The 14,189-nt window shown below is 70.9% G+C and carries 14 protein-coding genes; 2 read left to right on the top strand and 12 right to left on the bottom strand.

What is annotated here, in order from left to right; translation table 11 throughout:
• Positions 1–3: 3 nt before the first annotated feature.
• The 12 genes from IE209_RS14210 to IE209_RS14155 form a co-directional block, all read right to left on the bottom strand.
• Positions 4–855, bottom strand: a complete 852-nt coding sequence (locus tag IE209_RS14210) for a type II secretion system protein GspK (protein WP_189687607.1) — start codon at positions 853–855, stop codon at positions 4–6.
• A complete protein-coding gene (locus tag IE209_RS14205) occupies positions 855–1,499 on the bottom strand; it encodes a prepilin-type N-terminal cleavage/methylation domain-containing protein (protein ID WP_189687606.1) in 645 nt (214 codons plus the stop codon). Before IE209_RS14205 ends, IE209_RS14210 begins: the two co-directional genes overlap by 1 nt.
• Positions 1,496–1,897 (bottom strand): prepilin-type N-terminal cleavage/methylation domain-containing protein, encoded by a 402-nt coding sequence (locus tag IE209_RS14200; RefSeq protein WP_189687605.1) that lies wholly within the window; start codon positions 1,895–1,897, stop codon positions 1,496–1,498. Before IE209_RS14200 ends, IE209_RS14205 begins: the two co-directional genes overlap by 4 nt.
• Positions 1,894–2,373, bottom strand: coding sequence for a GspH/FimT family pseudopilin (locus IE209_RS14195; protein ID WP_189687604.1), 480 nt, complete (start codon positions 2,371–2,373; stop codon positions 1,894–1,896). Before IE209_RS14195 ends, IE209_RS14200 begins: the two co-directional genes overlap by 4 nt.
• Before the next feature lies 1 nt (position 2,374).
• Positions 2,375–2,830 (bottom strand): type II secretion system major pseudopilin GspG, encoded by a 456-nt coding sequence (gspG, locus tag IE209_RS14190; protein ID WP_189687603.1) that lies wholly within the window; start codon positions 2,828–2,830, stop codon positions 2,375–2,377.
• Complete coding sequence (locus IE209_RS14185; protein ID WP_189687602.1) at positions 2,814–4,043, bottom strand: type II secretion system F family protein; 1,230 nt, start codon at positions 4,041–4,043, stop codon at positions 2,814–2,816. Before IE209_RS14185 ends, gspG begins: the two co-directional genes overlap by 17 nt.
• A complete protein-coding gene (locus IE209_RS14180; protein ID WP_189687699.1) occupies positions 4,036–5,754 on the bottom strand; it encodes a GspE/PulE family protein in 1,719 nt (572 codons plus the stop codon). Before IE209_RS14180 ends, IE209_RS14185 begins: the two co-directional genes overlap by 8 nt.
• Positions 5,755–5,806: 52 nt before the next feature.
• Positions 5,807–7,087, bottom strand: a complete 1,281-nt coding sequence (locus IE209_RS14175) for a TRAP transporter large permease subunit (RefSeq protein WP_189687601.1) — start codon at positions 7,085–7,087, stop codon at positions 5,807–5,809.
• Positions 7,088–7,106: 19 nt separating this feature from the next.
• Complete coding sequence (locus IE209_RS14170; protein ID WP_229882845.1) at positions 7,107–7,664, bottom strand: TRAP transporter small permease; 558 nt, start codon at positions 7,662–7,664, stop codon at positions 7,107–7,109.
• A gap of 35 nt (positions 7,665–7,699) precedes the next feature.
• Complete coding sequence (locus IE209_RS14165; protein ID WP_373305342.1) at positions 7,700–8,920, bottom strand: fumarylacetoacetate hydrolase family protein; 1,221 nt, start codon at positions 8,918–8,920, stop codon at positions 7,700–7,702.
• Positions 8,921–8,981: 61 nt separating this feature from the next.
• Positions 8,982–10,763, bottom strand: coding sequence for an IlvD/Edd family dehydratase (locus IE209_RS14160; protein ID WP_189687598.1), 1,782 nt, complete (start codon positions 10,761–10,763; stop codon positions 8,982–8,984).
• A gap of 67 nt (positions 10,764–10,830) precedes the next feature.
• Complete coding sequence (locus IE209_RS14155; protein WP_189687597.1) at positions 10,831–11,838, bottom strand: TRAP transporter substrate-binding protein; 1,008 nt, start codon at positions 11,836–11,838, stop codon at positions 10,831–10,833.
• A 157-nt stretch (positions 11,839–11,995) separates the two neighbouring features.
• On the opposite strand from IE209_RS14155, the gene IE209_RS14150 reads away from it, so the two are divergent.
• Positions 11,996–12,970, top strand: coding sequence for a LysR family transcriptional regulator (locus tag IE209_RS14150; protein WP_189687596.1), 975 nt, complete (start codon positions 11,996–11,998; stop codon positions 12,968–12,970).
• A gap of 610 nt (positions 12,971–13,580) precedes the next feature.
• Complete coding sequence (locus IE209_RS14145; protein WP_189687595.1) at positions 13,581–14,156, top strand: cohesin domain-containing protein; 576 nt, start codon at positions 13,581–13,583, stop codon at positions 14,154–14,156.
• The last annotated feature ends 33 nt before the right edge of the window (positions 14,157–14,189 follow it).

The raw sequence follows: 14,189 nt of genomic DNA, 5'->3' as shown, positions 1-14,189 counted from the left end.
GGTTCAGGACACCGGGGATTGGGGGGGCACCACCCACTGCTCCGTGTGGAAGGTGCGCCAGGGAAGGCGTGCCTGGGGCTCGGCGCCCAGCTGCACGTGGTGCGCCACGTGCAGCCAGCCGCCGTCGGGCAGGGGCACCCTGGCGTCGATCCGGTAGCGCTGCACGGCGCCGCTCTCCAGGAAGGCGGCAGGCAGGTCCGTGGTGTCGATGCCGGCATCGCCCGCATCGCGCGCGGCGGCGATCCGGGCGGCGATGCCCGCGCGGCCACCGGCCAGCACCTCCAGCACCTCCAGCGGCGCGGCCAGCGCGTTCACGCCGCCGCTGCTGCCGCCGTTCTCCGCCGCCACCAGCGGAGCCAGCCGCGCATAGAGGTCCAGTCCGATGCCAGGCACGCGCAGCAGGTCTTCGACGGCCTCGAAGCGCTCGGCGCGGGCGCCGGCGGACCCTGCGCGCCAGGCCAGCGTGTGCGCCGCCAGGCGCTGCGCTTCGGAACGCGGCAGGCCACCTGCCACCTCATACAAGGCGGCGAGCAAAGGGGCACCGGCAGCGTTCAGGTCGATCAGGCCATTGAGCGGCATCACGCGCACCGCCACCGGGGTCTGCCGGTAGGCCAGGGGCCAGCTCAGCATGCGCGTCGGCAGCGCGTCCAGCACCGCCAGCCGCCGCAGCGCGAGTTGCACGGCCGCGTCGCCGATGCCGCCGGCCACCGCCAGCGCACGCTGGGTCGACAGCACGCGGGCCTCCTGGCGCACGCCGTGCACGAGACCGACCACGACCAGCGAGAGGGCCGCCACGGTCCACAGCACGGCGACGAGCACCATGCCCTGCATGCGGGAGTGGTTGGCGTGACGCATCAGCGGCCTCCTCCGTAGGACGGCTCGCTGGCGAGCGTGGGGTCGGTGCCCGGCAGGGCGCGCATCTGCACCACGACGGCCGGCCAGGCCTGCGACGGCGTGGCCACCTCCAGAGACACGCGCCGCGGCATCGCCTCGGGCGCGGTCCAGTCGTCCACCCAGCGCGATGGCAGGCGCCGGTCGTCCTCGAAGCGCAGCGCCATCTGCGTGGCACCGGCCACCAACAGCAGCGACTCGGCACGGTCCCAGTCCGGCAGGGCCTCGCCGCGCCAGGCCTGGTAGCGCAGCACGAGGCCGGCGGCCTCGATGCCCAGGCGAAAGTGGTGCATGCCGCCCGCACCATGGCGCGCCGGCATCACACCCAGCCACCACAGGCTGTCCGCGCTGCCGGCAAAGTAATGCGCGTCGGGCCGCGCAGCGGAGGGCGCGCCCTGGCGCGCCGACACGCGCGACAGCACGGTGCGCAGGAAGTCCGAGGTGACGCGCATCGCATCGGCGCGCGCCAGCCGCGCGTCCACCCCCTGCTCGACCCGCGCCGTGCTGCGCAGCGCCGAGCCCATGCCCAGCATGAGCAGCGAGAGCAGCGCCATCACCACCAGCAGTTCCAGCAAGGTGAAACCGCGCGTGCCACCGGCAGTCTTCATGGCGCGGCTCCCGGCACGCTGGCGCGCTGCTCAGGCAGCAGGGTCCAGAGCTCGAAGGCACGGGCCTTGCCGGCGTCCTCCCAACGCACCACGATCTGCACCTCGTGCAGGGGCACCTGGCCGGCGTCCGGCGACCCGGCGTCGTACGGCGCGCTGCGGACCTGCCAGTCGTGGCCGGCCGAGCGGCCCGTCGCGTTCCAGCCCAGCTGCGGCACGTCGTCGTGCAGCGCGCGCAGCGACTGGGCCACGAGCATGGCCTGCTGCAGCTGTTCGATGGCACCGACGTTGCGCACGGCGGCGCCGCTGGCGCGGTACAGCAACCCCAGGGACATGCCCATGACCGCGAGCGCCACCAGCAGCTCCAGCAGCGTGAAGCCGGCGCTGTGCCGCCGCGTCATGGCGCCAGCCCCTCGTGGCTCACCCGGCCCGTCAGCCAGTCCACGCGCAGCCGCGTTCCGGCGCCCGAGGCGCGGACCAGCTCGATGCTGCCGCCCGTGGCGCCGCCGCCCGGCAGGAAACGGATGGCCGCCCGCCCCGTTCCCTGGACCTCGGTGCCGGCCACGACCGCACGCACACGCAGCGACCGGGGCAGCGGCCGCAACGCGCGCGCGTCGCTGAGTCCGAAGCCCGCCCGGTCCAGGTCGACCACGAAGCTCAGCGCCCGGCCCTGGGCCATGGCCCGGTGGCGGGCCGAGCGCAGCTCGCCGGCCATGGCGCGCACCGTGTCGCGGTATTCCGCGCCTTCGCGCAGCCGGTCGAACGCGATCGGCATCAGGCCCGCCAGCAGCGCCACGATGGCGAACACCACGAGCAGCTCCACCAGGGTGAAGCCGCGCAGGGTGCGCTGGCGAGGCGGATGGCGGCGGGCGCGCATCTCAAGGCAGGTTGCGGATGTCCGCCGCCTCGCCCTCCCCGCCCGGCGCGCCGTCGGCGCCCAGCGACAGGATCTCGATGGCGCCGTTCGCGGCGGTGTAGCGGTACGCGTGGCCCCAGGGGTCGGCCGGCACGCCGGCACCCTTGAGGTAGGGGCCGGCCCATCCCGCCAGCGCGCCGGGACGGGCCACCAGGGCCTGCAGGCCTTCCTCGGTGGTCGGGTAGCGGCCCACGTCGAGCTTGAAGAGCTCGAGCGACTTGTCCAGGTCGGCGATCTGCACCGCGGCCGTCTTGGCCTTGGCGCCGCCCAGCTGGTTCAGCACGCGCGGGCCGACCAGGCCGGCCAGCAGCACGAGGATGGCCAGCACGACCATGAGTTCGATCAGGGTGAAGCCACGGTGGCGCCCTCCGGCACGGAGGGACGCACGGGCACGGCAGGGGTCAGAGTGCGAGGTCATTGACGGACAGAATCCCGAGGAGGATGGAAACGATGATGGCGGCGATCAGCACGCCCAGCAGCAGGATCAGCACCGGCTCGACCAGCGTCAGCAGCCGCTTGATGCCGGTCTCGACCTCACGGTCCAGCACCGTGGCCAGTTCCAGCAGCATGGGGCCCACGCGGCCGGTCTCTTCGCCCACGCGGAGCAGGTTGAGCGCGAGCGGCGCGAAGACGCCCGTGCTCTCGGCCGCGCTGGCCAGCCGGCTGCCTTGCTTGACCATGGCGGGCAGGCGCTCCAGGGCCTGGCGCAGCGTGGGGCTGCCGACGGTCTGCGTCGCCACCTGCAGCGCCGTGAGCAAAGGCACGCCATTGGCGAGCAGCGTGCCCAGCGCGCGCGCGAACAAGGTCGTCTCGTAGCGCAGCGCCAGCGGCCCCACCAGCGGCAGGCGCAGCAGCGTCCGGCGCCACCAGGCGGCGCCCGGGGCGGAGCGCAGCCAGCGCAGTCCCGCCCACCCGGCCGCGAGCGCGGCGGTCCCCAGCAGCAGGCCGTGGCCGGTGAACAGCTGCGACAGTTGCACGATGGCGCGGGTGGGCAGCGGCAGGGCGTCGCCCATCTCGGCGAACAGCTGCTCGAACTGCGGCACGACGAAGCCCAGCATGCCCACCACGGACAGCAAGGCGACCACCAGCAGGATGGCCGGGTAGAGGGTGGCGGACACCACGCTGTCGCGCAGCGCGCGCTGCCGCTCCAGGTGCGCGACCAGGCGCTCGAGCACGGCGGGCATCTGGCCGCTGGCCTCGCCCGAGCGGACCATGCTCACATGAAAGTCACCGAACTGGCGCGGATGCTGGGCCAGCGCCCCGCTCAGCGGCGCCCCGCCCTTCACGGCCTCGCTCACCTGCTGCAGCAGCGCGGCCACGCTGGGCCTGGGGTGCATGTCCACCAGCAGGCGCAAGGCCTTGTCCAGCGCCAGGCCGGCCCGCAGCATGATGGCCAGCTCGGAGGTCAGCGCCAGCACGTCCGCGGCCCGCATGGGCCCCTTCGCCGCGCGCGCGCGGCGCTGGACGGCGGCCGGCGCGGCGGCGGGCGCGGCGCTGCCGTCGTCGATGGCCAGCGGCGTCAGGCCCTGCTGCTGCAACTGGCGCAGCACCCCGGCCGGCGTCGCCGCACTGGCCCGGCCCTGCACCACGGCGCCGGACGCGGAAACGGCCCGCCAGGCGAACTCAGGCATCGCCCTGGTCCTGCACCACGCGGGCGAGTTCGTCGAGCGAGGTCAGGCCCACCGCGACCTTGCGCAGCCCGTCCTCGTACAGCGTGCGCATGCCGTGCCGGCGCGCGAGCGCGTGCAGCGCGTTGCCGTCGTCGCCGGCGAGGATGGCCGCGCGCATCGGCTCGTCCAGCACCAGCAGCTCATGGATGCCCGTGCGCCCGCGGTAGCCCGAGCCGCGGCACTGCGCGCAGCCCACGGCGCGGTACACCGGCCCCTGCGCGCCGCCGAGCTGGGCCAGCCCGGTGCTGCGGCGCACGGCATCGCCCGGCTCATAGGGCTGCCGGCAGGCCTCGCACAGCGTGCGCACCAGGCGCTGCGACAGCACGCCGTTGACGGCGGAGGTGATCAGAAAGCCCTCGACCCCCATGTCCTTGAGCCGGATGACGGCGCCCGCTGCCGTGTTGGTGTGCAGCGTGGACAGCACCAGGTGCCCGGTCAGCGCGGACTGCACTGCGATCTGCGCGGTCTCGCCGTCGCGCATCTCGCCGATCATGATGATGTCCGGGTCCTGCCGCAGGATGGAGCGCAGCGCGCTGGCGAAGGACAGCTTGATCTGCTGGTGCACCTGGATCTGGTTGATGCCCTCGAGCTGGTACTCGACCGGGTCCTCGACCGTGATGATCTTGTGCGCGCCCGCGTCGATGCGGGACAGCGCCGCGTACAGCGTGGTGGTCTTGCCCGAGCCGGTCGGCCCGGTCACGAGCAGGATGCCGTGCGGCCGCTCCAGCAGCCGCTGCAACTGCGCCAGCGTGTCGGCCGCAAAGCCCATGCGCTGCAGGTCGAGCCGGACCTCGGCGCGGTCCAGCACGCGCATGACCACGCTCTCGCCGTGCACGGTGGGCACGGTGGACACGCGCAGGTCGAGCGCGTGGCCCTTCACACGCGTGCGGATCCGGCCGTCCTGCGGCAGCCGGCGCTCGGCGATGTCCAGGTGCGCCAGCAGCTTCACGCGCGAACCGACGGCAGCCGCCAGCCGCGGCGGCACGCGTTCACCCGGGTGGATCACGCCGTCGACGCGGTAGCGCACGTGCAGGCCGTCGTCGAAGGGCTCCAGGTGGATGTCGGACGCGCGCAGGTCGGTCACGCGGCCGATGATGGTGTTGACGAGCCGGATCACCGGCGCCTCGCTCGCCAGGTCTTTCAGGTGCTCGACGAACTCGGCGCCGTCCAGGCCGTCCTCCAGCCCCTCGGTGGCTGCTTCGCCCGGTGGCGGCTCGGCCAGGGCCTTCTCGATGTCCGCTTCCAGCGCCAGCCAGGGGCGCACGCGCAGGCCGCTCGCCAGGGCCAGCGCCTGCACCAGGAAGGCATCCTGCGGCACGGCCATCGCCACATGCAGCTCGCCCTGCTCCACGCGCAGCGGGCAGATGGCGTTGTGGACGAGGAACTGCGGATTCAGCCCCTCGACCTCGGGCAGGAAGGCCGGGAAGTCGCCGGCCCGCACCACCGCCAGGCCCAGCTGCACCGACAGCGCCTGCACCAGGTCCGGCTCGGACACCAGGCCCAGCCGCAGCAGCACGCGGCCGATCAGCCCGCCGAGTTCCTGCTGCGCCGCCAGCGCACGCTCCAGGTCGCGCGCGGCGAACCTGCCGGACTGCACGAGCAGCTCGCCGATGCGCAGCCGGCTGCTGTCGGCAGGGGCTGCGTCGGCGGGCGGCGCGACCGGCACGGTCATCGCGTCCATGGTGCGTTGCGGTCCGGCATTGGCGGCCCTCGCGGCGTGCGCCTCAGCCGACGAACCAGCGCATCGGCACCAGCACGATGGACGGAAACAGCACCAGCAGGAACATCACTGCGAACTGCGCCGCCATGAACGGGAGCACCCCACGGACGACTTCGTCCATGCGCATGCGCCCCACGCCGGCCACCACGTTGAGCACCGTGCCCACTGGCGGCGTGATCAGGCCGATCGCACAGTTCATGATGAACAGCACCCCGAAGTAGACCGGGTCGATGCCCGCCGCCTTCACCACGGGCATGAGCATGGGTGCCAGGATCAGGATGGTCGGCGTCATGTCCATGGCGGTGCCGACTGCCATCACCAGCACCATGATGGCGACCATGAGCAGGACGGGGTTGTCCATGAACGGCTGCAGCAAGGCCACCAGCTGGCGTGGGATGTCGGCAACGGTGATCAACCAGGCGCTGACCATGGCGGCCGCCACCAGGAACATGATCACGGCCGTCGTCCTGGCTGCACTGACGAAGACGCTCGTCAGCTGGCGCCAGTGCAGTTCGCGGTAGACGAGCGTGGCCACGAGCAGGGCGTACACGGCAGCCACGGCGGCGGCCTCGGTGGGCGTGAACACGCCCATCTTCAGACCAACGATCACGATCACGGGCAGGAACAGCGCCCAGGTGGATTCCTTGAGCGCCTCCAGCATCTCCGCGGCCGACGCCCGAGGAGGCGGCTCGATGTTCTCGCGCTTCGCGACCCAATACCACGCGAGCGCGATCGACAGGCCCATCAGCAAACCAGGCACGATGCCCGCCAGGAAAAGCTTGCTGATCGAGACATTCGCCGCCACGCCGAAGACCACGAATCCGATGGAAGGTGGGATGACCGGGGCGATGATGCCGGCCGAGGCGATCAGCCCCCCCGCGCGTCCCTTGTCGTGCCCAGCCCTCGCCATCATGGGCAGCAGCAGCGCGGCGAGCGCAGCCGTGTCGGCCACGGCCGATCCCGACAGCGCGGCCAGCATGCACGCCGCCAGGATGGCGACGAAGCCCAGGCCGCCACGCTTGTGACCGACCAAGGTGAGCGCGAGCCTGACGATGCGCTTGGACAGGCCGCCGACATTCATGATCTCGCCCGCGAGCATGAAGAACGGCACGGCCAGCAGCGGGAAGGAGTCGGCACCGTTGATGACGTTCTGCGCCAGGATCTGCGCGTCGAAGAGGTCCTGGTGCCACATGAGGGCGATACCCGACACCAGCAGCGCGTATGCGATGGGAACACCGATGGCCATGGCGGCCAGCAGGGCGCCCAGAAATATGAAGACTGTCATGAGGATTTCAGCCGCTTGTTCAAGGGCGCGTCTCGGCGCGCTCCGGATGCACGCCATGCAGCGCGGCCAGCTCTTCCGATTCGGACGCGCGAAGAAGTTGGTCGTTGCGCACCCGACCCGACAGCAGCCGCCACAGGTTGAGCAGCAACAGCAGGCCCGAGGCCACTGCAAACACCACGCCGGAGGCATAGAAGATGCCGACCGAGGCACCTGTCACCGGCGCTTCCACATCCAGGTTGATGCGCGTCTGGGCCAGGGCGCCGCTGAACAACAGCCAGGTGCAGAACAGCATGAGGCCGTGTGCTACGACCAGGCAGGCCCGCTGCATCCACGGGGGCAGCTTCACGAGCAGAAGGTCGGTGCCCAAATGCCCGTGTTCCCGGATCGCCACGACAGCTCCCAGGAAGGTGATCCACACGAATAGCCAGCGCGATACCTCCTCGCTGATGGCGATGCCGGAATTGAAGGCGTAGCGCAGCACCACATTGCCGAAGACCATGAGCACCATCACGGCCAGCGCCAGCGCGATGAGCAGGTTGATGCAGCGGCAGCTGCGGTCGATCAGGGTGTCCAGCACGGGTCGTCTCCGTTCTTGTTCTGTCATCGCCGGGTTCAGAGTGCCGCGCCCTGCAGCAGCCCGCGCTGCGCGAGGTTGCCCATGAAGGCGCGCAGGCCATAGCGCCAGGGGGCGGCGGCTTCGCTGTGCGTGACACGGTTGTGCAGGCCGCCCAGCCAGGCGCTCTGGATGGAAACCAGGTCGCCGAGCTTGTGCGTGAAGCCGCTGCCCGGCTCGTCGCGGTCCTCGATGGGTGCGAACAGCGTTCCGAGGAACAGCATGAAGCCGTCGGGGTACTGGTGCGCGGCCAGCGTCTGCGCCACCACGTCGGCCGGGTCGCGGCTGATGCTGGCCATGGTGTTGATGCCGCGCAGCTCGAAGCCGTCGCTACCCGCCACACGCAGGTGCACGGTCTCATTGCGCACCTGCTCCAGGCCGAAGCCCGCATCGAACAGGCGAATGAACGGGCCCAGCGCGCAGGAGGCGTTGTTGTCCTTGGCCTTGCCCAGCAGCAGCGCGCTGCGGCCCTCGATGTCGCGCAGGTTCACGTCGTTGCCCAGCGTCGCGCCGACGATCTCGCCGCGGCTGTTGACGGCCAGCACCACCTCGGGCTCGGGGTTGTTCCAGGCCGAATCGGCGCGGATGCCGATGTCGTCGCCGCAGCCGACCGAGGCCAGCACGGGCGCCTTGGTGAAGACCTCGGCATCGGGGCCGATGCCAACCTCCAGGTACTGCGACCACAGGCCCTTGTCCTGCAGCAGCTTCTTCAAGGCCATGGCCTCGGGCGAGCCCGGGCGGATGGCGGCCAGGTTCTCGCCGATGAGCCCGGTCACCTGAGCGCGCAGGCCCTGGGCGCGCGTGGCGTCCCCGCGCGCCTGCTCCTCGATCACGCGTTCGATCAGGCTGGAGGCGAAGGTCACGCCCGCGGCCTTGACCACCTGCAGGTCGCACGGGGCCAGCAGCCAGGGGCGCGTGGTGTCGCGTGCGCCGGGCTGGCTGTTGGCCAGCAGCGCGTCCACGCTGCACAGGAACTGGCCGGCCGTTGCGGCCACGGCCTGCGCCGGGGCCGCGGTGTCCAGCAGCGTGCTCATGGTGGGGTACTGCGCGCTGAGGTCGAACACGCCGTCCGGCCGCAGGGCCACCACGGCCGGGCCGGCCACCGGGCCCTGGGGCGCCCAGACGCGGCCCACCAGCGTGCCCTGCAGGCCGTCGTCGGGCAGCACCTGCAGGCTCGCTTGAGGTGCGCTGGCCCGCGCGGCGAACGCCGCATCCGTCATGTCGTTCATGGAATGTCCTTCGGAAAATGCCGCGTGGACGGACGCCGTCCACACGTGGGGGTCAGTGGTTGTGGCGCGGCGTGCGCTCGGCGATGCGCGCGAAGTCCAGCGCGAAGTCCAGCGTCGCGCCATCGACCAACTGGCCGGTCTTCTCGCGGTACAGCGCTTCCCACGGCGACTGGCTGGCCGGCACCGGCGGTGCCGGCAGTTCGCGTTGGCGGCGCGCGATCTCCTCGGGCGCCACCAGCGCGTCGCAGCGGCCGGTATTGAGGTCGATGCGCAGCATGTCGCCGCTCGCCAGCCAGGCCAAGCCACCGCCCACCGCGCTCTCGGGCGACACGTTGAGGATGGAAGGGCTGTCCGCCGTGCCCGACTGGCGGCCGTCGCCCAGCGTGGGCAAGGTGCTGATGCCACGCCGGATCAGCGCATCGGGCGGCTGCATGTTGACCACCTCCGCCGAGCCGGGCCAGCCGATGGGCCCGGCACCGCGCATGACGAGGATGCAGCCTTCGTCGATGTCCAGGGCCGGGTCGTTGATACGCGCGTGGTAGTCGTCCGCGCCCTCGAAGACCACGGCGCGCGCCTCGAAGATGCCTTCCTGGCCCGGCCGGCTCAGGTAGCGCTGGCGGAAGGCCTCGGAGATCACCGAGGTCTTCATGATGCCGAAGTCGAACAGGTTGCCGCTGAGCACCATGAAGCCGGCCTTGTGCATGAGCGGATCGTCGAAGCGGCGGATGACCTCGCGGTCCGAGGTCTCGCGGCCCTGCAGGTTCTCGCCCACGGTCTTGCCCGTGACGCTGGCGCAGCCGGCATGCAGGCGCCCGGCCTGTTGCAGCTCCCACATCAGCGCCGGCACACCGCCGGCGCGGAAGAAGCGCTCGCCCAGGAACTGGCCCGCGGGCTGCATGTTCAGCAGCAGCGGCAGGTCGTAGCCGTGTTCGGTCCAGTCGCGCGCCTCGAGCTTGACGCCCGCGTGGCGCGCCATGGCCATGATGTGCACCTGCGCGTTGCTGCTGCCGCCGGCCACGCTGACGACCGACAGCGCGTTCAGGAAGCTCTCGCGCGTGAGGATGCGCGAGGGCCGCAGGTCTTCGTGCGCCATCTCCACGATGCGCCGGCCGGTGGCGTAGGCCATCTGCCCGCGCTCGCGGTAGGGCGCGGGAATGGCGGCGCAGCCGGGCAGCGACAGCCCCAGTGCCTCGGCCACGGCGTTCATGGTCGAGGCCGTGCCCATGGTGTTGCAGTGGCCCGCCGAGGGCGCGCTGCTGCAGGCGCGCTGCAGGAACTCTTCCTCGTCGATCTCGCCGGCCGCGAGCTGGCGGCGGCTGCGCCAGATCACGGTTCCCGAGCCCACGAGCTGGCCTTCGTGCCAGCCGTCCAGCATGGGGCCGCCGGACAGCACGATGGCCGGGATGTCCACCGTCGCGGCGGCCATCACCCCGGCCGGTGTGGTCTTGTCGCAGCCCGTGGTCAGCACCACGGCGTCGATGGGGTAGCCGTACAGGATCTCCACCAGGCCCAGGTAGGCCAGGTTGCGGTCCAGCGCGGCCGTGGGGCGGCGGCAGTTCTCGAAGATGGGATGGACCGGGAATTCCATCGGGATGCCGCCCGCGTCGCGGATGCCGTCGCGCACGCGGCGGGCGAGGTCCAGGTGGATGCGGTTGCAGGGCGACAGGTCGCTGCCCGTCTGCGCGATGCCGATGATGGGCCGGCCCGAGCGCAGTTCCTCGGGCGTGAGGCCGTAGTTCATGAAGCGCTCGAGGTAGAGCGCGGTCATGTCCGAACGCTCGGGGGCGGCGAACCATTCGCGGGAGCGGAACGGGCCGCGTGTTCTTGTTGTCATGGGTCGGGACGTTGCAGGAAGCGGACGGGGGACGCCGCGCGTGCGCGGCGCCCATGGCGGGGGCGGCTTACTTGCCGCCGCGTGCCTTGGCCAGCTCGGCCGTCATCTCCGAGGTGGTCTCCTCGCCGAACTCCTTGCCGTACTTGGCCAGCACGGGCTGCAGCTTGGTGCGCAGCTTGGTCTGCTCGGCGGCGGGCAGCTCGGTGATCTGCATGCCGTTCTTCCTGAGCTCGCCCAGCGCGTTCTCGCTGAAGGCGCGGATGGTCTTGCGCTCGAACAGCGTGGCCTCGCGCGCGGCCTCCTGCACGATCTTGCGCTCTTCGGCCGACAGGCTGTCCCAGGTCTTCTTGGACATCAGCAGCACCCAGGCGCTGTACATGTGGCGCGACAGCACCAGGTGCTTTTGCACCTCGTAGAACTTGCTGGCCAGGATGGTGGCGGGCGGGTTCTCCTGGCCGTCGACGGCGGACTGCTCCATGGCCGTGTAGAGCTCGGTGAAGGGCATGGGCATGGCGTTGCTGCCCAGCGCATTGAAGGTGTCCAGGAACAGCGGGCTCTGGATCACGCGCAGCTTCAGGCCCGCCAGGTCGTCTGCCTTGGTGATCGGGCGGCGCGAGTTGGTCACGTGACGGAAGCCGTTCTCCCAGAAGCCCAGGCCGACCAGGCCCTTCTCCGGCAGCATGGCCAGCAGCTTCTGGCCGAAGGGGCCGTCGAGTACCGCGTCGGCCTCCTGCTCGTTGTTGAAGGTCAGCGGCAGGTTCAGCACGCCGAAGGGCTTGATCAGCGACATCAGCGTCGACGAATCGGGGATCGTCATTTCCAGCGTGCCGCCGCGCAGGGCGGAGGTCATGCTCACGTCGTTGCCCAGCGTGCCGCTGGCGAACAGCTTGGCGTTCATCTTGCCGCCGCTCTTGGCCTGCAGGCGCTCGGCGAAGTGGCGCACGGCCTGGGCTTGCGGGTGGTCGTCGCTGAGGCCGATGCCGACCTTGAAGGTGTGTTCCTTGATCTGGGCTGCGACGGGGGCGGCCAGCGCGGCCAGCAGGGTGGCGGCCAGGGCGAGGGTCTTGAATTGCATGGTGTCTTGTCTTCGTTGGAATGGCGGGACCCCGCAGGGGAGGACCTCGGCGCGTGCGGCTTGTTTCGGGTGGCCTGGATCAGCGCGGGCCGAAGGTTAGGTTTCGGGGCCCCACCGGGTCCACTGAATGTTTTGCGAGAATCCATTCCCAACGCTTATGACTTCAGACCAATATCCGGGTAAACCCTTGACTTTGGCGCAGGCTTGTGCACGCCTGCGGTTCCGGCATTTGCAGTTCCTGGACATCCTCGGCCGCACCCGCAACCTGCGCCTGACGGCCGAGCAGATGCACGTCACGCAGCCCGCCGCCACCAAGATCCTGATGGACATCGAGGAGATCCTGGAAGCACGCCTGTTCGACCGCCTCTCGCGTGGCATGCGGCCCAACGAACTGGGGCAGTTCACGCTGCGCTACGCCAGCGCCGCGCTGGATGGGCAGCGCCGCTTCGTGGAGAAGTTCAACGCCCTGAAGCAAGGCGGCCACGGGCACCTCACGGTCGGTGCCATCACCGGTTCGGCCGCGCACCTGCTCATCGCCGCCGTGGAGGAGATCCAGCGCCAGCGCCCGCTCCTGGTCATCAAGATCCTGGAGCAGAGCAGCGACCAGCTGATCGCCTGGTTGTCCAAGCGCAAGATCGACCTCATGATCGGCCGCTTCACCGACGACGCCCAGCGCGCCCAGTTCCACTACGAGCGCCTGTCGGCCGAGCCCCTGCACGTGACCGGTGGCCCGCACCACCCGCTGCGCGGCGCCACGGACCTCACGCTCAGCGAGCTGGCGCACTGGCCCTGGATCCTGTACCCGGGCTCCACGGCCGTGCGCAAGGTCTCGGACGACTTGTTCGGCGGTGCCGGGCTCTCGCTCACGGCCGGCGTCGTGGAGACACCCTCGTTCCTGTTCGCGCTGGAACTCATGAACACCACCCACATGCTGTCGCTGCAGTCCGCCGCGCTGATCCAGAAGTACGTGGACCGCGGGCTGCTCTCGCGCATTCCGGTCGAGCTGCCCGACCACATGCCGAGCTATGGCCTGATCACGCGGCTGGGCGAGCCGCCCACGCCGTCGGCGCAGGCCTTCATCGAGGTGCTGCGCGAGATGGCGGAGCCGGCGCCCACGCCTTCCATGGCCTGAACGGCCGGCCGCCGCCGGCGCGGCGACAGGCCGCTGACCCATCAGCGTTTGGAATGGGTCGTGGCAAAACATTCAGTGGACCCGGGCAGGCGCGAAACCTAATCTTCGCGCCGCGTCGCTGACGGCCTGCACAGAAGAAGGCCGCAGACGCTGAGGGCCCAGACACCTTGGGCCTGCATCCCAACCGGAGACAAGACGCCCATGCCGCGACCGCTGCGCCATCCCATCCCGACCATCCGCCCGACCGGCCCCGCACACGCCCGTGCCGTCGCCGCGCCGGCGCGCGCCTGCGCGCCGCGCAGGACCGAGGCGGATGCTCCGGCGCGGCGCCGGCTCGCTGCCCGCCCAGCGCCACCACGGCGCCTGCACCACGCGCCAGCGGCGGCCCCATCGACCGGACACCGGATCGCGGACGTTCCGGCGGCCGTGCCACTGCGCACCGCCGCCCGGCGAGACCACGCCGCATCCTGATTCAGGGTCGGAGCCACGGGCCGGTCCACGGCGGCGTGGCTTCGGAACTGTCCCCCAGCAGCAGGCGCGACCGCGTCGGTTTCGCCATGCCTGCTCCACAAGTGCAACCAAGCCATCAACCATCCAAAAAGGAAATCACATGCTGAATCCATTGCGTCTTGCATCGCATGCTGCGGGAGCATGCGCGCTCGCGCTGGCGTTCTTGTCTCCCGCGCAGGCCGCACCGGTCCTGGAGATGTCGACGGTGGCCTCGGCCACCGGCATCCAGCTCACCGTCAGCGCACGGGATGTCGTGGACCTCTACGGCTACCAGTTCACGCTGAACTTCGACCCGGCCCTGCTGCGGGCCGTCGCGGGCACGGAGGGCACGTTCCTGCAGAGCACGGGCGCGACCACCTTCTTCGACGCCGGCAGCATCGACAACCTCGCCGGCTCGATCTCGTTCGTGCTCGGCGGGCTGATCGGACCGGTCGCGGGTGTCGACGGCTCCGGCGAGCTGGCCACGTTCTCGTTCGACGTGCAGCACAGCGGCCTGGCCAGCTTCAGCTTCTCCGATCTGGGCTTCCTCGATTCGAACCTGGCGGACATCGCCATCGAGGCGCGCGCGCTCACGGCCGAGGTCAGCGCCGTGCCGGAACCCGGCAGCCTCTTCCTGGCCGCGACCGGGCTCTTCGCCCTGCTCGGTGGCCGCGCAATCAAGCCCAGGGCGCGCTGAGACCCCTTGGCACCCGGAGATCAAAAAGGAGGA

The organism is Pseudorhodoferax aquiterrae, assembly GCF_014652235.1.
In the GTDB taxonomy this organism is placed as follows: Bacteria; Pseudomonadota; Gammaproteobacteria; order Burkholderiales; family Burkholderiaceae_C; genus Pseudorhodoferax; species Pseudorhodoferax aquiterrae.
The sequence above is the reverse complement of the archived record's forward strand: the minus strand, read 5'-3'. Positions and strand labels throughout refer to the sequence as shown.

Bases quoted from the DNA above. Each gene is read 5' to 3' on its own strand.
- IE209_RS14160 (WP_189687598.1), bottom strand. From the start codon at position 10,763: ATGACAACAAGAACACGCGGCCCGTTCCGCTCCCGCGAATGGTTCGCC.
- IE209_RS14175 (WP_189687601.1), bottom strand. From the start codon at position 7,087: ATGACAGTCTTCATATTTCTGGGCGCCCTGCTGGCCGCCATGGCCATC.
- IE209_RS14205 (WP_189687606.1), bottom strand. From the start codon at position 1,499: ATGAAGACTGCCGGTGGCACGCGCGGTTTCACCTTGCTGGAACTGCTG.
- IE209_RS14185 (WP_189687602.1), bottom strand. From the start codon at position 4,043: ATGCCTGAGTTCGCCTGGCGGGCCGTTTCCGCGTCCGGCGCCGTGGTG.
- IE209_RS14165 (WP_373305342.1), bottom strand. From the start codon at position 8,920: ATGACGGATGCGGCGTTCGCCGCGCGGGCCAGCGCACCTCAAGCGAGC.
- IE209_RS14200 (WP_189687605.1), bottom strand. From the start codon at position 1,897: ATGACGCGGCGGCACAGCGCCGGCTTCACGCTGCTGGAGCTGCTGGTG.
- IE209_RS14195 (WP_189687604.1), bottom strand. From the start codon at position 2,373: ATGCGCGCCCGCCGCCATCCGCCTCGCCAGCGCACCCTGCGCGGCTTC.
- IE209_RS14180 (WP_189687699.1), bottom strand. From the start codon at position 5,754: ATGACCGTGCCGGTCGCGCCGCCCGCCGACGCAGCCCCTGCCGACAGC.
- gspG (WP_189687603.1), bottom strand. From the start codon at position 2,830: ATGACCTCGCACTCTGACCCCTGCCGTGCCCGTGCGTCCCTCCGTGCC.
- IE209_RS14150 (WP_189687596.1), top strand. From the start codon at position 11,996: ATGACTTCAGACCAATATCCGGGTAAACCCTTGACTTTGGCGCAGGCT.
- IE209_RS14210 (WP_189687607.1), bottom strand. From the start codon at position 855: ATGCGTCACGCCAACCACTCCCGCATGCAGGGCATGGTGCTCGTCGCC.
- IE209_RS14155 (WP_189687597.1), bottom strand. From the start codon at position 11,838: ATGCAATTCAAGACCCTCGCCCTGGCCGCCACCCTGCTGGCCGCGCTG.
- IE209_RS14145 (WP_189687595.1), top strand. From the start codon at position 13,581: ATGCTGAATCCATTGCGTCTTGCATCGCATGCTGCGGGAGCATGCGCG.